Here is a 19590-nt window from a genome sequence, read left to right as displayed (position 1 = left end):
TCGTCAGGGTGGCGTTGGGCTGTCGAGGGCGAGGCCGGTGCCGGCTATGAAGCCGTCGAGGATGTGAGGGCGGTACTGGAGGCGTTTGAGTCGGTTGCGGACGAGGGTTTCGAGCCGGTCGAGGGCCATGACGGCGAGGTTGGCGAGGCTGCGTTTGACGTGTGCCCACACCCATTCGACGGGGTTGAGGTCCGGCGAGTAGGCGGGGAGCAGGAACACCGTCAGCCATGCTCGCTCGGCGACGAGGTCGCGCATCCTGTGGGAGACATGGGTGTTCAACCGGTCCCACACCAGTACGATCGGCGCTCTGACCAGCTGATGAACTCCGTCGACGAGCGCGATGAAGTCCCGCTCGCCCATGCTGCGGCGCGTGCCACCGCCGGCGGGGTGGGTCCGCAGGCGGTGGCACAGTCGGGTCCGGGAGCCGGGCCGCATCGCGATCAGCCCGGCCACGGAGAGCCGTCCGGAGCGGCGTCCGCTGACCGTCACGACCGGGGTGTGGCCGCGGCGGCCCCAAGTCCGTCCGCGGGGCGGCCGTCGGGTGAAGCCGGCTTCGTCCTCGAAGCAGATGTAACCCCCGCAGGCCGCCCGTGCCCTTTTACCTCCCGCCAGGTCGCCTCCTTCCAGGTCGTCACGGCCTGCTCGTCGCGCTCGGCGACCCGTCGTGCGGGGACCTGCGGGGAAAAGCCGAGGCGGTGCATCAGCCTCGTGGCCCCGGACACGCTGTAGGAGACGTGGAACTTCCTGCCGATCAGTGTGGCCACCCTCGCCGCGGTCCACACCTGGTCTTCCACCCAGCCGTGCGCGGCAGGTCCCTCATCGAGGCACGCGGCCAGCTTTTCCAGGCAGCGTGGCGACAACCGACACCGTGATCCACTCGGTCCACGTGAGGCCAGAGCCTTGGCCCCGCCGTCCCGCCACAGCCGGTGCCATTCATAAGCCGACTTCCGACTCACCCGCAGCCGCCGGGCGACATCCGGCGGCTTGATCTTCTGCTCGAACAGCTCGACCGCCCGCATCCGAACCGACTCCCGGCGCCGACGCCCCCCAGGACTCAGCCCACCCCCATCTGCATACCTCATACACCACGGGATACAGACGACAGTCCAGCCCCATCAGAGACTTCACGAAAAATCACCCTGACGAGCTGAAGTCAGTAAGGGGTGTGTGAGCATCCAAGTGTCGGGGTTGGTCACCGTAGCTCCGATCCGAGGTCCCCGATCAAGCGCCTGGCCGTCGAACTCGGTGTGCGTCCCGAGGCCCTGGGTGGCTGGATCCACCAGGCCGAGGCCGGGTCCCGCGGACGGCCTCGGCTCTTTTCCCGGCCCGGCGCGACCCGACCCGGCCCGGACCGCGCACGTCCCCCTCACGCAGCATCGAGTCGATCAGGGCCGGGACCGTCTTGGCCGGGCGCTCGAGAACTAGCCGGTGCCGGGCTCCCCCAGGGCCGGCAGTGCCGTCATTGCGCCATCGCCGGGCGGGGCGCTTGTGCGCACGTTTCGGCGGACCTGAGCCATCCGGCGAGGTCCGCTCGGGCGCGGGACACCCGGGAGCGCACGGTGCCGATCGGGCAGCCGACGACGGCCGCGGCGTCCGCGTAGGGCAGGCCGACCAGCTGGGTGAGGACGAAGGCCTCCCGGCGTTCGCGGTCGAGGGTGTCGAGGAGTTCGCCGAGGGCCAGGCCGTCGTCGAATCCGGGGAGTCCGCTCGGCTGGCGGTGTTCCGCCACCGCCTGCCAGTCGTTGATGTCGGCGATGCGCGGCCGGGCCGCGGCGGAGCGGTAGCGGTCGATCACCACCCGGCGGGCGATGGACAACAGCCAGGTACGCGCACAGGAGCGGCCGGCGAACTTCGGCAGACCGGTGAGGGCACGCAGAAAGGTCTCCTGCGCCAGATCGTCGGCCGCGTGCGTGTCCCCGCTCAAGTGGGCCACGAACCGCCATATGTCCCGGTGGGTGGCGTGGACGAAGCGTTCGACGGCGTCGGGGTTGCCGTCCCTGGCGGCCAGGGCCAGGCCGGTCACCTGCTCGTCGTCCACGGCGGTCCGCTTGTAGGGGGACGGCCCGGTCAGGGCAGCGATCATGCGAGACATCCTTCGGAGGCAGCGGGACCGCACCAGGGCATGGCGGAGCAGAGCCCTGGGGTCCCTGTCGGTGTGCGGCGCACTCCGGTGGCCCGCGCCGAGGTCGAGGGCGACGGCTGACGTGCGGGGGTCGACGCGGTGGGGTCGCGTCGTCCGGGGCACGCCGTGGGCGGGTCGGAGGGCCGGCGGGCAGGGGCCGGCATGTCGCGGGCGGGGCAGGCCGGGGAGGGCGGCCGTGCGGGGATGCCGGCGCTTCGCGCGTCACCAGGTCAACGCAGCTGTGGAATCAGGGGTGTTGGGGGTTGCGGACAGCGGCGCAGGGGGTGGGTGGCGTGCGGTCAGCAGCAGACCGGGAGCGGGGGTGGGCCTCTGCGGGAGACGACGTGGTGCAGGAGGGTGCCGCTCGGGCCCAGGGCGGGCTCGTCGGCGGTGACCCGGCGAGCGGGCGGCTTCAGGCCGGTCCGGTCCGGTGTCCACAGGACCAGCAGCAAGGGGGCGAACAGCGCCGCGGCGAAGCTGCGGGCGAGCTGGAACGCGGCTGCTTCGCCGCGCCAGAGCCACAGGCCGCAGAGCACCGCGGCCAGCGTATGGGCCAGCAGCATGCCGAGGGAGCCGTGGACGGACGGCGTCATGTCCAGGTGGCCCGGGTGGGTCAGGGCCCCGGCTGTGGCGTCGAGGTGTCCCGCGCCCGACGTGGTGACCGTGCCGGGCAGGGTGACCGTGCCGGACATCGTGGCCGTCCCGGCCATCTCCGCCATCGCGGTCATCCCGCGCATGGCGTCGACGCCGTTGGTGCCCACGCCGGTGTGCGAGAGGCCGGTTTGCGAGAGGTCGAAGAGTGCGTGCAGGCCGAGTTGGGCGAGGACCGTGGTTCCGGTGATGACGGAGCCGCCCCGCTCCCGTCCGGTCAGCCACCATCCCACCGGGCCCGTCGCGCCGAACGCGGCGAGCACGGCCCACCACGGCAGCGGTTCCGCGGCCATCAGGGCGTGCCCGAGGGCCGTTGTCGTCACGCAGACGGCCGCGAAAGCCGCGGCGCGTACGGCACGTGAGAACGGCCCGGTTGTCATGGCGGCCATGCTGCCATTCCGGCCTGATATCCGGGCAGGGTTGCTCATGTGCGTACAACATCTGTCGCAGACGGTCGACAGACTGGTTCTCCGTCCTGACCTGCGCCGGGACGTCCTGGGCGGACTGAACGTCTGATATCGGCCGGATCTGTTCGCTTCCGGCCGGAGCATCTTGATTGGGGCTGGTGTGGTGCGTGGGAGCCCCGGGGTGAGTCAGGGAGTCGGCGAGCCGGTGAGAGCCGGTGAGAGACCAGGAGGATGCCGGGGCCGGGGCCCGGTGGCAGCCGCGTCGTCGGGGAACTGACCACCCGGCCCGTACGACTGACTGGGCCGGGTCCCGTAGCGGGGCCGGAGGGTCAGGAGGCGTGCGGTGCAGGTGCAGCGGGACAGGGAATCGGAGGGCGTCGGGCCAGGAGGCGGCACAGCCGAGCCGCGGGGCGCGGGCCCGGGGGTGACGGTGTTGCTGACGTCCGCGATGGCCTTCTCGATGATGCAGCTCTTCCTGATCGGCGCGCTCGGCCCGCGGCTGGTCGGCGAGTTGGGCATCTCCCGTACGGTGCTGGGCCTGACCACGACGGCGGGGTTCGGTACGGCGGCGCTGCTGTCGCCCGTGGCGGGCCGCCTGGTGGACCGGGTCGGGCCGCGGCGGTGTCTGGTCGCGCTGTTGCTGCTCGCCGGGGTGTCGCTGGCGCTGATCGGGGCCGCTCGAGGGGCAGTGGTGCTGCTGGCGGCGGTCGCGCTGGGCGGTCTGGCGCAGGCGCTGGCCAATCCGGCGACCAACAAGGTGATTCTTGCGGGCTTTCCGGCCGAACGGCGCGGGGCGGTCACCGGGCTCAAGCAGTCGGGTGTCCAGGCCGGTGCCTTCGTGGCGGGGCTGCCGCTGTCGTTGCTGGCCGCGGGGGTGGGCTGGCGCGCTGCGGTGTGGACGGCGGCCGGTGCGGCGGCGCTGGCCGCGGGGTGGGCGGCGCTCGTCCTTCCGCCGGATCCGGCGCGGGCCGGCACCGGTACGCGCTCCGCGTCGCTCGCCCGCGGTGCGATCGGGCGGCTGGCGGGGTTCTCGATGCTGCTCGGGTGCGGCATCGCCTCCGTCAACACCTATCTGGCGCTGTTCGGTTCGCAGCGGCTGGACCTGGCGCCGACCGCGGCCGCCGCGCTGGTGGCCGTCCTGGGGGTGGCGGGCATCGTGGGCCGGGTGGGGTGGTCGAGGACCGCGGGGCGGCCGGGGCGGGCGGGGGCGCTGCCCGGTCTGCTGGCCGCCGGGGCGGTGGGCGCGGCGCTGCTGCTGGCGCTCGCGCTCGTGCTGCCGTCGCTGGTGTGGCCGGGTGCGGTCGCGGTCGGGGCGTTCGCGGTGTCGGCCAACGCGGTCTCGATGGTGCTGGTGTTGCAGAGCGCCGCGCCGGGGCGTGCGGGGCAGGATTCGGCGCTGGTGTCGGCGGGTTTCTTCGCCGGGTTCGCGGCCGGTCCGCCGCTGTTCGGTGCGCTGGTGTCGGCGTGCGGGTACGGGCCGGGCTGGCTGCTGGTGGCGGTGGAGTTCGCGGCGGCCGCGGTGGTGGCCGTACCGCTGAGGCCCCGGGACCACGGGGAGGCGTGATGAGGAAGGCTGAGGGCGTGGTGGGGGCGGCGGGCGGCGCGAGTGGCGAGGCCGACTGGGCCGGGCGGGCGTGGGCGGCCGTTCTGGAGCGGGTGGCCGGGACGGCGGACGAGGTCGGTGCGCGCTTCCCGCTGTACGCGGATCCGCGGACCGGTGCGTGGAAGACCACCGCGCGGGGTTCGTGGACGGGCGGCTGCTGGGCCGGGCTGCTGTGGTTGCGCGCGCTGTCCGCGGGCGCTCCGGAGGACCGGGCGGCGGCGGCGCGCTGCACCGAGCGGCTCGGGTACTGGGCCGAACAAGACACGTCCACCCGCGGGTTGGTGCTCTGGTACGGCACGGCACTGGCCGCCGGGCCGGGCGGCGACGAGGCGGCGGCCGCGCTGCGGGACCGGGCGGCACGGGCCTGTCTGGCCGCGTACGAACCGGAATGGGGCGTGGTGCCGTGGGGTGGCGCGTTCGGTGGTCCGCGGCTGCTGGCGCGCGCGGACGGCGTGCCGGGGCTGGTACCGCTGCTGGCCGGTGCGCCGGGTGGCGGACGGGCCGCCGCCCACGGGCATCTGACCCGGCATCTGGCACTGTGCCTGGCCGAGGATCCGCCCCGGCCGGCCTGGCAGGCCCGGCCGGACGGCACCTGGGCGGCGTGCGCCGAGCCGGCACCGGGCTGGAGCCGTACGGCGGGATGGCTGCTGCTGGGGATCGCGGACGGCCTCTCGCACCTTCCGGAGAGCGGGCTGTGGGAGGCGGCCGGGCGGCTGGTGGCGCTGCGGACGGCGCCCGGTGCGGCCCTCGTCCCGCCGGCCCAGGACGGCCCGGCGGGCGCGGGGCACGCACCGGGCCCGCCGGACACCTCCGCCGCCGCGATCGAGGCGGTGGCGGCGCTGAAGCTGGCCGCCCTCGCGCGGGCGGCCGGCCGCGGGGCCGAGGGCGACCGGCTGTCGCACTGGGGACGGCGGATTCTGCACCGGCTGAGCGTGGCGCATCTGTCCCCCTCGGGCGCGCTGCGCGACGGCTGCTACGACGCCGCCCGCGGCCTGGCCACCCGCCATGAGCTGGTCTGGGGAGACTTCTTCTTCGCGTGGGGGCTGGCGCTGCTCACCGGGCTGGTGGAGCCGGACACGATGTGACGCCGGGGGCCGCCGGGTGGTCGCGCAGCACCCGGCGGGCCACCGAGGCGATGTGCAGCTCATCGGGGCCGTCGAGCAGCCGGGCCGCGCGGCCGGTGCGGAAGAGTGCGGGCAGTGCGGTGTCCGGCCCGAGGCCGGCCGCGCCGTGCACCTGGATCGCGGCATCGGTGACCTGTTGCAGCATCCGGGCCGCGGCGACCTTGGCGAGTCCCGTCTCCAGCCGGGCCGAGCCGCCCGCCGCGAGCTCGGCCACCGCCTCGTGGACCAGTGGCCGGGTGGTGCGGAGGGCCAGCAGGGAGTCGAACACCAGCTGCTGTACGAGCTGACGGTCGGCCAGCGGGCCGGACCGCTGGGTGCGGGTGCGGGCCCGGGCGCACATCAGGCCGAAGGCCCGCTCGGCCTGTCCGAGCCAGCGCAGACAGCGCAGGGTGCGGCCCAGGCCCAGTCGTTCCCCGGCGATCCGCAGGGCCTGGCCGCGCGCGCCGATCAGATGGTCCCGGGGCACGGTGACGCCGTCGAGGGCGATCTCCCACTGGCCGCCCGCGCCGAGGACCGGCAGTTCGCGCAGCACCCGGAAGCCGGGCGTGGTGGTGGGCACCAGCAGCAGGGACAGCTCCTCGTCGCCGTCCGTCCCGCCGGTGCGGGCCAGCACGGTGACCAGGTCGGCCTCGCCGGCGCCGGAGATGAACCACTTCCGGCCGTGCAGGGTCCAGCTTCCGTCGGGGCCGGCCTCGGCGCGGGTCGCGGTCTGCGCGGGGTCGGTGCCGGGGGTTTCGGGCTCGGTCATCGCGTAACAAGTACGCAGCTCGCCGGCCACGATGCGCCGCACAAGTCGCTCCCGGAGCGGGGCACTTGCGTGCCGGCCGAGCATCAGCACGTCGAGCAGCGGCGCCGAGCCGAGGGCGGCGGGGCCGTGGTCGCTGGCTCCCTCGGCCTCGGCGAGATGCGCGTACTGGGCCAACGGCAGTCCCTGGCCACCGAATTCGGCGGGCTGTGGCAGCGCCCACAGTCCGGCTGCCTTCGCCTCCTGCTGGAGGGTGCGCAGCGCGGTCCGGGCGTCCGGGCCGCCGCCGTCGAGGAACGGCTCGCAGGGCATCACCCGCTCCCCTACGAACCGTTCGACCCGGTCGCGCAGCGGGATCAGCTCGGGCGGGCAGTGCGGCCGCCCGGACGCGGGGCGCGCTGGCCGGTCCGCCTGCGCGGGGGCCTCGGTGCGTGTCGTGCCCTGCTCGGGATTCATGGGGTTCACGGCTTTCCTCCGCATTCACCGGGAACTCGGTGAACCGACAGTCCGACTTACTGGCCGTGGAGTTGGTCGGCCCGAGGAGTCGTCCGGTTCCCGCCCGTCCACATCCGTCCGTCCCGTCCGTTCAGGTCCGTGCGAGACGTGCGGCGCGCTGCCGCCGCCGGAGAGGAATGCCGTGGGACACCCCACTGTCATCGGTGCGATGCGACCGCTGGAGGAGGTGGACCTCCGCGTCTCGGGACCGGCCGCACTGACCGCACCGTCGCTGCGCACGCTGCGGGCGCTCGGTGCCGGCGTCGAGGCGCTGCCGGCCGCCGGGGCCGCGGACGCGCCGTCCGGCCCCGCGCGCTTCGCGGCCACCGGCCGCCGGCTGGGCCGGGTCACCGCGCACGCCGTCTGGGCCGATGTGCTGCCGGCGGCGGACGCCGCCGACGAGGCGACCGTGCAGGCCGCCACCGGAATGATGCATGTGCACGGCAGACGCGACGGGGCTCCGCGAGGGCTCGCCGTGGACTACGCCGCCACCTGTGCGTCGGTGCTCTCGGTGCAGGGCCTGCTGGCCGGGCTGCTGGGCCGGGCCCGCGGTGTCAGCGGCGCCGTGGAGCTGTGCACCGGGGCCGACCGGGCCGCGCTGCTGACGCTGTCCCAGTACCTCGCCGCGGCGAACGCCCCGGAGGCGGAGGCCGTGCCGTCGGCCCCCGGCGGCCCGCCGTTCACCGCCTCCTGTGGCACGCCGTTCGAACTGGAGGCGCTGGAGCCCGGCCCCTGGGCACGGTTCTGGCGGGCGCTGGGCGCACCCGAGGACGCGATACGCGCCGGCTGGCGCCCCTTCCAGTTCCGTTACGCCACCGCCTGCGCGCCCCTGCCGGAAGCACTGCAGGAGACCGCGCGTGCCGCATCCTGGGCGCGGGTGCGGCAGGCCGCCGATGCCTCGGGCGCCGAGGTATGCGCCCTGCATTCGCCGGCGGGACACCCGGATTCGCATTCCGGCGGGCCGTGGACCGTCACGCCGCGGGACGTGCCGGGCGGCGCGCCGGCCGGCCGCACCCCTCCCCCGGCGGCGCTCCCCCTCGCCGGTCTGACGGTGCTGGAGGCGGGCCGCCGGGTCCAGGCGCCGCTCGCCGCCCATCTGCTCGGCTTGCTCGGCGCGGACGTCCTGCGCATCGAACCGCCGGGCGGGGACCCGCTGCGCGGTATGCCGCCCTGCTGTACGGAGGTCTCGGCTCGCTGGCTCGCCCTCAACCGGGGCAAGCGGGCCGTCGAGATCGACATCAAGTCCCGTGCCGGACAGGAGGAGTTGCGGGAGCTGGCCGCCGGTGCGTCGGTGTTCCTGCACAACTGGGCGCCGGGCAAGGCGGAGCAGTTCGGGCTGGACGCCGAGCGGCTCGCGTCGGTCAACCCGGGCCTGGTGTACGCGTACACCAGTGGCTGGGCGGACCGTCCGCCGCCCGGTGCCCCGATGGGCACCGACTTCATGGTGCAGGCCCGTACCGGCGTCGGAGAGGTGGCCCGCCCCGACGGTGAGCCGCCCGCGCCCTCGCTGATGACCCTGCTCGATGTGCTCGGCGGGCTGCTCGGCGCGGGAGCGGTGCTGGCCGGTCTGCTGCTGCGCGAGCGCGCCGGGTGCGGGGTGCGGGTGGAGTCGTCGCTGCTGGGCGCCGCGGAGCTACTCACCGCGCCGGCTCTGGACCGCGCCGCGGCCGGCGGGGCGTTGCGCCGCCCGGCCGGTTTCCGCCGTCCGCTGCGGGCCGCCGACGGCTGGCTCGCTCCGTCCGATGACGCCGCCCACGCGGCTGCCGCCGCCTTCCCCGATCTGCGGAACGTCCCCGCGGCGCAGGCGGTTGCCGCCCTGCGCACGCGGGGTCTGTCCACCACCACCGTCACCACTGATCTGGCCGCGCTGCCGTCCGACCCGCGGGTGTCCGCAGCCCTGACCCGCGACACCCACGGCTCCCTGGCCGTCCCTTCGCCCTGGAGGTTCCTGTGACACCCCGGTTCCACGACCTCGTCCCCGCTCCGCTGCGCCGCACCTGGGCCGCCGAAGGACACTGCCCCGACCTGGATCTGTACAGCCTGTTCCGGGCCCGGCGGATCGCCCGCCCCCATGACACCGCCGTGATCGACGCCAAGGGCGAGATCAGTTACGCGGACCTGGACCGCCGGGCACGAGGTCTGGCCGCGGGACTCGCCCGCACCTGCATCGGGCCGGGCGACACGGTGGGTGTCCAACTCCCCAACAGCAGAGAGGCGGTGGCGGCCGACCTGGCCCTTGCCGCGCTGGGCGCCGTCGTCCTGCCGTTCCCCGTCGGGCGCGGCGGGCGGGAGGCGGCGTCCCTGCTCGGCCGTTCCGGTGCGCGGGCCGTGATCGCGGCCACCGCGCACCGTGGCATCACGCACGCACGGGAGCCGGCCGCACTCGGCCGCCGGGCCGGGGCCGGCGGCGAACTCCCCGCGCTGCACACGGTGATCGCGGCCGGCCCCGGTCCGGCCCCTGAGGGCTGTCTGTCGCTGGAGGAACTGCTCGACACCGAGGCGGACGGCTTCCGGCCCGCGCGTCCCGACCCGGATGCGGCCGCCCGCATCCTGGTGTCCTCCGGCTCCGAGGCCGAGCCCAAGATGGTGGCGTACTCCCACAACGCGCTCGCGGGCGGCCGCGGCAACTCGCTGGCGTCACTGCTGCGGGCGGGCACTCCACCGCGCTGTCTGTTCCTGGTGCCGCTGGCCTCGGCCTTCGGCAGCAGCGGCACGGCGGTGACCCTCGCCCGGCACGGCGGCTGCCTGGTCCTGCTCGACCGGTTCACCCCGGACGCGGCGCTGGAGGCGATCCGCGCCCACCGGCCCACCCATGTGATGGCCGTGCCCACCATGGTGCGCATGATGCTCGACCGGCCGGCGGCGGAGCACGAACGGCCCGCCGCCCCCACCGCGTTGGTGCTCGGCGGTTCCGCACTCGACGCGGCCACCCGCGAAGAGGCCCGCCGGGCCTTCGGCTGCGCCGTCGTCAATCTCTACGGTTCCGCCGACGGCGTCCACTGCCACGGCGGTCTGGCCGGGCCGGCCGGGCCGGAGACCGGTCCGGGGATCGTGGTGGGCCGGCCCGACCCCGGTGTCTGCGAGATCCGGATCGCTCCCCTCCAGGGCGGCGACGCGGGTGACGCGGGTGAGATCCTCGCCCGCGGCCCGATGACCCCGTTGTGCTACGTCGGCGCGCCCGAGCTGAACATGCGCTACCGCACGGCCGACGGCTGGGTCCGCACCGGGGATCTCGGCCGGTTCACCGACGACGGCAGCCTGCGCGTGGTCGGCCGCCTCAAGGACATCGTGATCCGCGGCGGCGCGAACGTCAGCCCCGCCGAGGTCGAGGGCGCGCTCTCCTCCCATCCGGACGTACGGGACGTGCTGTGCGTCGGCGTCCCGGATCCGCTGATGGGGGAACGCCTCGCGGCCTGCGTCGTTCCCCGTCCCGGCCGGACGCCGGCGCTGGAGAGCCTGTGCGCGCATCTGGACGGGCGCGGGCTGGAACGCCGGAAGCACCCGGAGCATCTGCTGCTGCTCACCGGAGACCTGCCGCTCACCCCGGCCGGCAAGCCCGACCGTGCGGCACTGCGGGCCCGGGCCGCCGACGCGTTCCCCGCCGACCGGACCCGGGCCGGCTGACACCGCACGGGGATGACTGAGGGGGGAAGGCCCGCATCGGACGGTCCGGGTGGGCCCTGATCGACCGTTCTTGCCGTCCCCGACCTGCGAGACCTCCGTAGGCGGCCGGTCGGCTAAGCATCCCCGGCGCGCGATCGTGGACGCCCTCCGCCAGGGCGTGGACACCGGCTGCAAGTGGCGTGCTTTACCAGTGGACTTCCCTCCCTGGCGGACGGTCTGAGGCCGCCGAGACCGTCGGCAAGGACTCCCGCGGCTGCGACGCAAGCAAGAAAGACAACGGGCGCAAGCGGCACCTGATGGTCGACCCCCGCGGCCTTCCCCTACTGATCATGGTCGTCACTCCCGCCTCGCTCAGCGCTCGCGGCGCGGCCAACGAAGCAAAGCCCCGTGGGGGACGTGACCCTCTTCGAGGCGTCACTGCTGGCCCGCCTGGACCGCGACGGCCCCGACCACCCAGGGACGCTCTCCGCCTCGGAGGGAGTGCGCCCGCAAGCCATGGCGACCACCCTTGCCGCGCTCGAAGAGCGCGGCCTGGTGAGTCGCCGGCGGGACGCCGCCGACGGCGCCGCTCGGTGGTGACACTCACCGACGCGGGCCGCCGGTGGTGACCGACCGGAACTCCGCATCCATGCGGCCACTGGTCGCCGCCCTCGAAGCCGAGTTCACTCCCGCCGAGCGGCGCGAGCTGCTCGCGGTGCTTCCGCTGCTCGACCGGCTCACGGAACGGCTGTAAGGCCGAAATGCCGGACCGGACCGAACAAACCGACCCACTCATCGAGAAGCTCTTCCCGCTGCGGGCGGATGTCGTCACTGTCGACGAGTGGATCAGGTCCATCGGGAAGTAACAGCGGCTGTGGTACCGCGCCGCTTCCCCGGTCGCCCCCGGCACCTTCGAACACCCCCGAACAGCAAGGAGAACACCGAGATGAAGATGCAGGGCATCGCCTGGAACGCGATCGTCACCGAGGAGTTCGACAAAACAGTGGCGTTCTTCAAGGACGTCTTCGGCCTCCCCGCAACGGTCGAGCACCCCGGTTTCGTGCAGTTCCCCCAGGCCGGCGGCGGCGTCCTGGAGGTGTTCGCGGACGGCAACACCCCGCCGTTCGGCTTCAATGGCGGCGTCGCATTCGGCTTCCGCGTCGAGGACATCGAGGCCGCCTCCGCTGAACTGGCCTCTGCCGGCGCCGAACTCCTCGGGGGGATCACCCGGCTCGACAACGGCAAGGCCTGCCGCTTCTTCCGCGGCCCGGACGGTCACGTCTACGGCCTCGACGAAGCACCCTGACGTCCACGCGATGAGGTGAGCCACCAGCAGCCCCGGAAGCCTCCGACCGGAACCGGCCGGGGACTTCTGCCGCAGGGCCCTCACGCGGGGGGCAGAAACAGGTAATCAGCCGCGCGAGAACGCCTTCTCCATCTGTGCGGCGGCCTTGCGGTACACGCCCAGCAAGTCGAGGTCCCGGCCCGGGTAGTTGGCGATGTTCAGCTGCTCGGCTCCTGAGCCGGGCAGGACGGTGCCGGTCGACATGTTCTCGTTCTCCAGCACGAATGCGGGCTTCTTGGCCGTCAGGGAGGACAGCTGGTCGGGGGTGACCGCCTCGGGTCCGTACGTGCCGACCACCCGCGCGCCGGCCAGATCGGCCGCCCAGGTGGTGAACTTCTGCGCCGCCACCACGGGCGGCTTGCCGGCGGGCCGGCTCGCCTTCACCTGCCGGCTCAGGGAGTTCCACCGTGCGGTGAAGGTGGCGTTCCATGTGGCGGCGGCCTTTTCGGTGCCGAACGTCTTGCCCAGCTTGGTGACCTCGCCCTTCGTCGTCCTGGGCGCGTTGTCCAGCGTGAGCTCGATCAGCTTCGCCTTGGAGCCCGCGGCCTCCTTGATGCGTCCCGCGAACGGTTCGAAGGAGGCGTACAGGACGTAGTCGGCGTCGGCGACCGCCGCCAGATCGGACGGCTTGAGGTCGTAGTCGGGCGCGTGCCGGACCGACGGGGGGACGAGGGACCTGACGTTCTTGGCCCCGGCCGCCTTGGCCAGTGCCGCCTCCCAACTGGAGGTGGCGACGACGACGGGCCCGGACGCCCCCTTCGCGGACGACCCGTCCTTGTCGGAGCCGGTTCCGCAGCCGGTCAGGCCGGTGAGCAGGAGCAGCCCCGCACTCAGTGCGGTGACGGGGCGGACGACGTGGCGGACAGGCGCCATGAGCGAGTTCTCCGTTCGGGGAGGAGGTGGGCGACGAGGGCGACGGCCCCCGCGGCGAGGACGAGTACCGGGCCGGGCGGCAGGTCCCAGGCCAGTGACAGCAGAAATCCGAGGACGTTCACGACGACGCCGATCCCGACCGCCCACACCGTGATCGACACCAGTGAGCGGCCGAGGCGGCGGGCGGCGAGCGCCGGGAGCAGGGTCAGGGCGTCCACCAGCAGCGCGCCGGTCAGGCGGATGGCACCGGCCACCGCGACCGCCACCAGGACCAGCAGCAGCACGGTCAGCCGCTGCACCGCCACCCCGGAGCACTGCGCCAGCTCCCGGTCGTGCAGCAGCAGGGCCAGGTCGCGGCGGCGCCAGACGAAGAGCGCCGGGACCGCCACCGCCAGCGCCCCCAGCACGGCCAGATCGGCCGGACGGACCGCCAGGATCGAGCCCCACAGCAGCGCGAAGGCACCGTTGGCGTTGACCCCGGAGAGCGCCAGCAGCAACAGCGCGGCGGCGATGGCCAGGCTCATCAGCAGCCCCATCGCCCCCGACAGACCCTCCGCGGTCCGCGCCAGCGGTGCCACCCCCGCGCCCGCCAGCGCGCACGCCACCAGCGCGCACAGCACCGGGTCGAGACCCAGCAGTTGCCCCACGGCGATGCCCAGCAGCGCGACATGCATCATGGCGAAGCGCACCGGCATGATGTCGAGACCGACGATCACCACCCCGACGATCGGCAGCCCGAAGGCCGCGAGCAGCAGTCCGCCGCCGGCCCGCTGCACCGGCACCAGTTGCCACAGCTCACCGATCTGCGCGAGCCCGCTCATGACACCTCCCGCAGACGCCCGGCGGCCATCTCCCACGTACGGTCGCAGCACGCGGCCATCGCCCGGTCGTGGGTGACCACCAGCAGCGTCACCGGCAGCGTGGTGAGAACCTCGGCGGCCTCCTCCTGCCCCGCGAAGTCCAGCGCCGCGGTCGGCTCGTCGGCGAGCAGCACGCCGGCCCCGGCGGCGACACAGCCCACCGCGCGCGCCAGGTGCATCCGCTGCAACTGGCCGCCGGACAGACTGCTCAGCGGCCGGTCCGCCATCATTCCGACGCCCAGCCGCCCGGCCGCCTCCGCGGCCTCGGCCGGGGCACCGCTGCTCGCCAGCAGCTCACCGGCGAGCAGCGGGAACCGCCCGGCCGCCGGGCGCTGCGGAATCCATGCGCAGGCCCGCCGGCGCCATGCCCACTCGGCGGCGGTGCGGCTGCCCCGCCCGCCGACCAGGATCTCCCCGTCGACCCGCCGGTGCAGACCGAGCACCGCGCGCAACAAGGTGGTCTTCCCCGAGCCGTTGGTGCCGGTCAGTGCGATCCGTTCACCGGCCGCCACATCGAGATCGACGCCATGGACCGCTTCCAGGCGGCCGTGCCGGCACACCACTCCGCGCAGCCGCACCTCCAGACCGGTCTGCTCACTTGCGTGCCGCGCCACAGCGGGCCCGGGCCTCTTCTCGCTCCATTCCACAGCCCACTAGTCGGACCGCGGGGCCGCCGGGTTCCCGCCGTCGGGGAACGTCCCGGGGGTGAGCCACCTCTGACCCGGATGGCCACACCGTGTTCACCTACGGGTTCCGCCCGGATTTGCTCCGGGCCGGGGGCACTGTGCAACAGTGGGCCGTCCCGGTCGGCCGGGCGCGCGCGTGCGCAGCCGCTGCCGGGATCCCCACACTTCAGAACAGATGGTTCCGGCCGCGTCCTGCGCGCGTCCGGGCCGAGCCCCTTCCCTACGGCCTTCCCCAGAGAGCGATGCAGGCAACGACTCTTGATCCCCGGACCGCGGACCTGTTCAACCAGGGCCTGGAGCTCAGGACCGGTGCTGCCCTGCTGCGTTTCGGCGCCGCGCGGCAGCACCCGGCCGACCGGATCAGCTGGACCGGCCATGGTGCCGTCGCCTGGCTCGACGGTGGCCGTGGACACATGTGGAGCGTCGGCGAACCGGATGCCGCCGCCGGACTCGTCCTGCGCGCCGCGCTGGGCCGCCCCGACCAGGTGCGGGAGTTCACCGGCCCGCGCGGCACCGAGGCCCTGGCCGGCCGGCTGCTGCCGGTGACCGATGTCGTCGAGTGGGTCTTCCGCTGGACGCTGGAGGAACCACCGGTCCAGCGGGCGGAGGAGCGGGTGATCGTCCTCGACGAGTCGCACCACGACGAGCTGCTGGCCTTCCTCAACGTCCACAGCCCGGCCCACTCCACCGGCCCCGGTTCATCCGACGTCAGCGTGTGGGCGGGGATCCGTGACCCCGACGGACGGCTGGTGGCCTGCGGGGCCATGAGCAGTCTGCGGGACAGCGGTGCTCCGCTGATGGCGTCCGTCGCGACCGACGCCTCCCAGCGCGGCCAGGGCCTCGGCGCCGCGCTGACCTCCTGGCTGACCCGCTACGCGGTGCGCCGGTACGGGTACTGCACGCTGTGGCAGCTCGCCGACAACGTCCCCGCCGAGCGGCTCTACACCCGCCTCGGCTACCGCAACGAGGACCCCTGCGTGTCCGCACGGCTGGCCGCGCCCCGACCGTCCGGTCCCGTCCGCTGACCACCGACTCCCGCCTGCGCCATATCCCCTGTGCGCGGCGGGAGTTGACGGTCCTTCCTTGATCGCCAACTGCGCAGCGACGGTACGATGCCGTGGACGAGGGCGCCGTCGCCCCACGGTCACCGCCCCCACCCGGCACAGCCGATCGCGACCGGCCCCGCAGGCGACGAAGGGGAGGACACAGTGGTGGTTCCGGAGGAGTTCGACTACATCGTGGTCGGTGCGGGATCGGCGGGCTGCGTGCTGGCCGCGCGGCTGTCCGAGGACGCGGACAGCACGGTCCTGCTGCTGGAGACCGGGCCGGCGGAGACCCGGGCGGACCTGGCCACACCGCCGGCGTGGCCCGCGTTGCTCGGCAGCGAGGTCGACCACGCCTACACCACGGTGCCCCAGGACGGCACCGGCGGGCTGGCACACGCCTACCCGCGGGGCCGAACGCTGGGCGGGTGCAGTGCGACCAACGCGATGGTGTTCCTGCGCGGGCACCGCAACGACTTCGACCGCTGGGCCGCCGCCGGGTGCGCGGGATGGGAATTCGACGCGCTCCTGCCCTACTTCCGTCGGATGGAGACAGTCGCCGGAAAAGACCCCGAGTTCCGTGGCGACAGCGGCCCGATGCGCCCCGCCCCGGCACGGCCGGCGGAGGCGAACCCGCTCTCCCAGGTCTTCGTCGACGCCGCCGTCGCGGCGGGCCACCCGGCAACCGACGACTTCAACGGCCGCCACCAGGAGGGCGCGGGCCGGCACGATCTGAGCATCGCCGACGGCAGGCGGCAGAGCACCGCGGACGCCTATCTGCACCCGGTCCGCGCCCAACGGCCGAACCTGACCGTCTCGACCGGCTCCCGCGCACACCGTCTGCTGCTCGACGGCGACCGGTGCACGGGAGTGGAGTTCCGCCGGGGAGCCGAGACGGTCACCGCGTATGCGCGTGCCGAGGTGATCGTCAGCGCCGGCGCCATCGACACCCCACGGCTGCTCCTGCTGTCGGGCATCGGCCCCGCCGACGAACTGCGACGCACCGGTGTCGAGGTCCGCCACGACCTGCCCGGCGTGGGACGCAATCTGCACGACCACCCGCTGTGCCCGCTCGTCCACGAGGCGAGCCGTCCGATTCCCGCGGGGCGCACCAACCTCTCGGAGACGTCGCTGCTGTGGCGCAGCGATGCCTCGCTGTCCGGGCCCGACATGCAGCTGATGTTCATTCACATCCCCTACCACCCGCCGACGATGCAGGCCCCGGCGAACAGCTTCACCCTCGGTCTGGCGACCGTGCCGCAGAGCCGGGGCTCGGTGCGCCTGGCCACCGCCGACCCGGACACCCCGCCGCTGATCGACCCGAACTACCTCGGTACGGAGTCGGACGTCCGGCGCATGCTGCACGGCATCGAGGTGGCACGGGACATCGCGGCGGCGCATCCCTTCCGGGAATGGCGCTCGCGTGAGGTCCTTCCCGGCGACGGCGTCACCGAGGAAGCGGAGTTGCGTGCGTACCTGGCGCATGCCACCGGCACGTACTTCCACCCCGTGGGCAGCTGCGCGATGGGCACCGGCGCGGACGCGGTGGTCGCTCCGGATCTGACCGTGCACGGGCTGACGGGCCTGCGGGTGGCGGACGCGTCGGTGATGCCCACGATCGTCTCGGTCAACACGAGCCCCGCGACGATCATGGTCGCGGAGAAGGCCGCCGACCTCATCCGCCGCGCGGCATAGCCCGGCTGTAGGCACAGACCAGCAAGAGGGCGGACCAGCTGTACGGCCGTCCGCCCTCCTCGCGCCATGTCGCCGGACACGTGCCGCGGGGAGGGCGAACGGCCTGGCACGGCAGGCCCGTGCGGTCCTCGCGCGCCGGTCAGCCGTCCGCGATCTCGGACAGCCGGAAGGGCCCCGCGGCGCCGGGGCCGAACATCACGGGCAAGTTGCGCCCCAACGGCACCACGACGACGGGCTCCTCACGGTACTCCCGGAGAAAGTTCTCCAGGGGCTCCCAGATCAGGCTGCGGTATCCGGACTCGGACCTTTGGCGTTCGAAGGAGAGGGTCAGCGCGGACTCCATGACGGAGACGCTCACGGCATCCACTTCCAGCCACTCTCCGCCGATCCAGGCTTCGAGTCTCACATGCGACATGATGCAAGGGTGCCTTGTCCGACAGGCCGGTGGCAATCAGCGACGGCCGGCCCCGTTGTCCCGTGCCTCAGATGCCGGGCGACGACAGCCGGGTGTAGGTCTGCGGGACGCTGGTGCCGCCGGGGCCCACCACGGTGACGTCCACCGGTCCGGCAGCTCCCGCCGGGACATCGGCCACGAGGTGGGTGTCGGAGACGAGGGTGAAGCCCACGGGCTGGGTGCCGAGGAACACCGCGGTCGCCTGGGAGAAGTTGCTACCGGTGAGGGTGACGGTGCTGCCACCGGAGATGGTCCCCTGGGTCGGGGCCAGCGTGGTGATGACCGGAGGCGTGAGGTAGGTGTAGGTCACCGGGTTGCTGGTGCCGCCGACGGTGCTGACGGTCACCTGAACGGGCCCGGCGACTCCCGCGGGAACCACGGCGGTGATCTGGGAATCCGAGACCACCGTGAACGACGTGGCGGCAGTGCCCCCGAAGCGGACCGCCGTGGCCTCCACGAGTGAGCTGCCGAAGAGGGTGACGGTGTTGCCGCCCGCCAGGGGGCCCGAGAGCGGTGTCACAGCGGTGAGAACCGGGGCATTGACGAAGAAGTAGGCATGGGGGAGGGTGCTGGCCCCTCCCGGCGCCGTCACGGTGATGCCCACCACCCCCGCCACCGCCGCCGGGGCCACGGCCGTGATCTGGGTCGGGGAGACGACGGTGAAGGACGCCGCCGGGGTGGTACCGAAGGCGACCGCGGTGGTTCCGGTGAGGTTGATGCCGGTGAGGGTGACGGTGTTCCCGCCCGAGGTGGGCCCCTGGTTGGGGCTGACGGCGGTCAGAGTGGGGGTCACCGCGTAGGTGTAGGAGACGCCGTTGCTGGTGCCGCCCGGAGTGGTCACGGTCACCTGCACCGTCCCGGTCCCGGCAGGGGCCACCGCAGTGATGAGCGTGTCGGAGACGACACTCAAAGAACTCGCCGCCGTGCCACCAAAACGCACCGCGCTGGCATTGGCCAAGCCCGTGCCGGTGAGGGTGACCGTGGTGCCACCCGCCGTTGAACCCGAGGTCGGGCTCACCGATGACAACACCGGAACGGACACCGAGGTGTAGGTGAACGCCACGCCGTTGCTGGTGCCGCCGGGGGTCGTCACCGTCACCTGGGCGGTGCCCGAGCCCGCCGGCGCGATGGCGGTGATCTGCGTCGACGACACCGCCGTGAACGACGCCGACACCGCACCGAACCGCACCGCCGTCGCACCCGCGAGCCCCGTCCCAGACAGCGTCACCACCGTTCCACCGGCCGCCGGACCCGTATTCGGACTCACCGACGACAGCACCGGAGTGGACGCCGGGGTGTAGGTGTACGGCACGGCGTTGCTGGTGCCCCCAGGAGCCGTCACCGTCACCTGCGCGGTGCCCGAACCCGCCGGCGCCGTCGCGGCGATCTGCGTCGACGACACCACCGTGAACGACGCCGACACCGCACCGAACCGCACCGCCGTCGCACCGGTGAACCCCGCCCCCGACAGCGTCACCACGGTCCCGCCGGCCGCCGGACCCGCGTTCGGACTCAGCGCGGTGAGCACGGGCCCGGAGGTGGTGGTGTAGCCGAAGGTGACGAACTGGTTGCTGGTGCCGGCCGGGGTCGTGACGGTGACCTGCACCGTCCCGGTGCCCGGCGGGGAGACGACGGAGATCTGGGTGTCGGAGACGACGGTGACCGCGGCCCCCTGCGTGGCGCCGAAGCGCACGGCGGTGGCGCCGGTGAAGCCGGTGCCGCTCACCGTCACGCCGGTACCGCCCCCGGCGGAACCCGAGGTGGGTGACACGGAGAGGACCGCGGGCGGGGCGGCGGCCGGCGACCGCGGGGCGGAGTCGGACGGCAGGCTTTCTGAGGGTTTCACAGCCATGATCCTTCGAGGGCGGGCGCCCGGGCCGGGCA

The 19590-nt window shown here is 73.7% G+C and carries 17 protein-coding genes and 1 pseudogene; 9 read left to right on the top strand and 9 right to left on the bottom strand.

Annotated features, from left to right (window positions below; all coding sequences use genetic code 11):
- Positions 1–3: 3 nt before the first annotated feature.
- The 3 genes from OIU81_RS42460 to OIU81_RS35860 form a co-directional block, all read right to left on the bottom strand.
- Positions 4–1082, bottom strand: a protein-coding gene (locus OIU81_RS42460; RefSeq protein ID WP_443073910.1) for an IS630 family transposase whose coding sequence is annotated in 2 segments (ribosomal slippage) — positions 4–581 and positions 581–1082 — 1080 coding nt in all. Because the reading frame shifts where the segments join, the coding sequence is not laid out codon by codon here.
- Positions 1083–1459: 377 nt separating this feature from the next.
- A complete protein-coding gene (locus tag OIU81_RS35865) occupies positions 1460–2083 on the bottom strand; it encodes a sigma-70 family RNA polymerase sigma factor (RefSeq protein WP_329154551.1) in 624 nt (207 codons plus the stop codon).
- 338 nt (positions 2084–2421) lie between these two features.
- Positions 2422–3153 carry a hypothetical protein gene (locus tag OIU81_RS35860; RefSeq protein WP_329154549.1) on the bottom strand — a complete coding sequence of 244 codons (732 nt, stop codon included), beginning with the start codon at positions 3151–3153 and terminating at the stop codon, positions 2422–2424.
- Positions 3154–3628: 475 nt separating this feature from the next.
- Here OIU81_RS35860 and OIU81_RS35855 point away from each other — a divergent pair, with 475 nt between their 5' ends.
- Positions 3629–4744: an MFS transporter gene (locus OIU81_RS35855; protein WP_443074183.1), complete on the top strand. Its 1116-nt coding sequence runs from the start codon at positions 3629–3631 to the stop codon at positions 4742–4744.
- Entirely contained in the window at positions 4744–5868 is a 1125-nt protein-coding gene (locus OIU81_RS35850; protein ID WP_329154545.1) for a sugar ABC transporter permease, read from the top strand. The genes OIU81_RS35855 and OIU81_RS35850 overlap by 1 nt, the downstream gene beginning before the upstream one ends.
- On the opposite strand, the gene OIU81_RS35845 is transcribed toward OIU81_RS35850, so the two are convergent.
- Positions 5837–7117 carry an acyl-CoA dehydrogenase family protein gene (locus tag OIU81_RS35845; RefSeq protein ID WP_329154544.1) on the bottom strand — a complete coding sequence of 427 codons (1281 nt, stop codon included), beginning with the start codon at positions 7115–7117 and terminating at the stop codon, positions 5837–5839. The two genes, OIU81_RS35850 and OIU81_RS35845, sit on opposite strands and share 32 nt — an antisense overlap.
- Positions 7118–7316: 199 nt before the next feature.
- Here OIU81_RS35845 and OIU81_RS35840 point away from each other — a divergent pair, with 199 nt between their 5' ends.
- The 5 genes and pseudogenes from OIU81_RS35840 (at position 7317) to OIU81_RS35820 (ending at position 12056) form a co-directional block, all read left to right on the top strand.
- Complete coding sequence (locus OIU81_RS35840; protein ID WP_329155595.1) at positions 7317–9101, top strand: CoA transferase; 1785 nt, start codon at positions 7317–7319, stop codon at positions 9099–9101.
- Positions 9098–10771 (top strand): class I adenylate-forming enzyme family protein, encoded by a 1674-nt coding sequence (locus OIU81_RS35835; protein WP_329154543.1) that lies wholly within the window; start codon positions 9098–9100, stop codon positions 10769–10771. The genes OIU81_RS35840 and OIU81_RS35835 overlap by 4 nt, the downstream gene beginning before the upstream one ends.
- A 16-nt stretch (positions 10772–10787) precedes the next feature.
- Positions 10788–11148 (top strand): annotated as a pseudogene (locus tag OIU81_RS35830) (transposase); the annotation flags it as partial.
- 10 nt (positions 11149–11158) lie between these two features.
- Positions 11159–11350: a MarR family transcriptional regulator gene (locus OIU81_RS35825; protein WP_329154541.1), complete on the top strand. Its 192-nt coding sequence runs from the start codon at positions 11159–11161 to the stop codon at positions 11348–11350.
- Positions 11351–11696: 346 nt separating this feature from the next.
- A complete protein-coding gene (locus OIU81_RS35820) occupies positions 11697–12056 on the top strand; it encodes a VOC family protein (RefSeq protein WP_329154540.1) in 360 nt (119 codons plus the stop codon).
- A 105-nt stretch (positions 12057–12161) separates the two neighbouring features.
- On the opposite strand, the gene OIU81_RS35815 is transcribed toward OIU81_RS35820, so the two are convergent.
- Genes OIU81_RS35815 through OIU81_RS35805 form a run of 3 tightly spaced genes read right to left on the bottom strand, consistent with a single transcriptional unit; the run spans position 12162 to position 14442 of the window.
- Complete coding sequence (locus tag OIU81_RS35815) at positions 12162–12968, bottom strand: metal ABC transporter solute-binding protein, Zn/Mn family (RefSeq protein ID WP_329154539.1); 807 nt, start codon at positions 12966–12968, stop codon at positions 12162–12164.
- Positions 12926–13789 carry a metal ABC transporter permease gene (locus tag OIU81_RS35810; protein ID WP_329154537.1) on the bottom strand — a complete coding sequence of 288 codons (864 nt, stop codon included), beginning with the start codon at positions 13787–13789 and terminating at the stop codon, positions 12926–12928. Before OIU81_RS35810 ends, OIU81_RS35815 begins: the two co-directional genes overlap by 43 nt.
- Positions 13786–14442, bottom strand: a complete 657-nt coding sequence (locus OIU81_RS35805) for an ABC transporter ATP-binding protein (RefSeq protein WP_329154535.1) — start codon at positions 14440–14442, stop codon at positions 13786–13788. The genes OIU81_RS35810 and OIU81_RS35805 overlap by 4 nt, the downstream gene beginning before the upstream one ends.
- A gap of 314 nt (positions 14443–14756) precedes the next feature.
- On the opposite strand from OIU81_RS35805, the gene OIU81_RS35800 reads away from it, so the two are divergent.
- Both OIU81_RS35800 and OIU81_RS35795 read left to right on the top strand, forming a co-directional pair.
- Entirely contained in the window at positions 14757–15539 is a 783-nt protein-coding gene (locus OIU81_RS35800) for a GNAT family N-acetyltransferase (protein WP_329154533.1), read from the top strand.
- Between the two features lie 186 nt (positions 15540–15725).
- Positions 15726–17252: a GMC family oxidoreductase gene (locus OIU81_RS35795; RefSeq protein WP_443074182.1), complete on the top strand. Its 1527-nt coding sequence runs from the start codon at positions 15726–15728 to the stop codon at positions 17250–17252.
- A gap of 139 nt (positions 17253–17391) precedes the next feature.
- Here the strand turns inward: OIU81_RS35795 and OIU81_RS35790 are convergent, their stop codons facing one another.
- Positions 17392–17667 carry a hypothetical protein gene (locus tag OIU81_RS35790; RefSeq protein ID WP_329154529.1) on the bottom strand — a complete coding sequence of 92 codons (276 nt, stop codon included), beginning with the start codon at positions 17665–17667 and terminating at the stop codon, positions 17392–17394.
- A 67-nt stretch (positions 17668–17734) separates the two neighbouring features.
- Positions 17735–19558 (bottom strand): beta strand repeat-containing protein, encoded by a 1824-nt coding sequence (locus OIU81_RS35785; RefSeq protein ID WP_329154527.1) that lies wholly within the window; start codon positions 19556–19558, stop codon positions 17735–17737.
- Positions 19559–19590 lie beyond the last annotated feature (32 nt).

This window comes from Streptomyces sp. NBC_01454 (assembly GCF_036227565.1).
In the GTDB taxonomy this organism is placed as follows: Bacteria; Actinomycetota; Actinomycetes; order Streptomycetales; family Streptomycetaceae; genus Streptomyces.
This window is presented reverse-complemented; position numbering and strand designations above follow the sequence as displayed.

Excerpts from the sequence above, each read along its gene's own strand:
- OIU81_RS35865 (WP_329154551.1), bottom strand. The coding sequence starts at position 2,083 with ATGATCGCTGCCCTGACCGGGCCGTCCCCCTACAAGCGGACCGCCGTG.
- OIU81_RS35860 (WP_329154549.1), bottom strand. The coding sequence starts at position 3,153 with ATGACAACCGGGCCGTTCTCACGTGCCGTACGCGCCGCGGCTTTCGCG.
- OIU81_RS35855 (WP_443074183.1), top strand. The coding sequence starts at position 3,629 with ATGGCCTTCTCGATGATGCAGCTCTTCCTGATCGGCGCGCTCGGCCCG.
- OIU81_RS35850 (WP_329154545.1), top strand. The coding sequence starts at position 4,744 with ATGAGGAAGGCTGAGGGCGTGGTGGGGGCGGCGGGCGGCGCGAGTGGC.
- OIU81_RS35840 (WP_329155595.1), top strand. The coding sequence starts at position 7,317 with ATGCGACCGCTGGAGGAGGTGGACCTCCGCGTCTCGGGACCGGCCGCA.
- OIU81_RS35820 (WP_329154540.1), top strand. The coding sequence starts at position 11,697 with ATGAAGATGCAGGGCATCGCCTGGAACGCGATCGTCACCGAGGAGTTC.
- OIU81_RS35815 (WP_329154539.1), bottom strand. The coding sequence starts at position 12,968 with ATGGCGCCTGTCCGCCACGTCGTCCGCCCCGTCACCGCACTGAGTGCG.
- OIU81_RS35810 (WP_329154537.1), bottom strand. The coding sequence starts at position 13,789 with ATGAGCGGGCTCGCGCAGATCGGTGAGCTGTGGCAACTGGTGCCGGTG.
- OIU81_RS35800 (WP_329154533.1), top strand. The coding sequence starts at position 14,757 with ATGCAGGCAACGACTCTTGATCCCCGGACCGCGGACCTGTTCAACCAG.
- OIU81_RS35790 (WP_329154529.1), bottom strand. The coding sequence starts at position 17,667 with ATGTCGCATGTGAGACTCGAAGCCTGGATCGGCGGAGAGTGGCTGGAA.
- OIU81_RS35785 (WP_329154527.1), bottom strand. The coding sequence starts at position 19,558 with ATGGCTGTGAAACCCTCAGAAAGCCTGCCGTCCGACTCCGCCCCGCGG.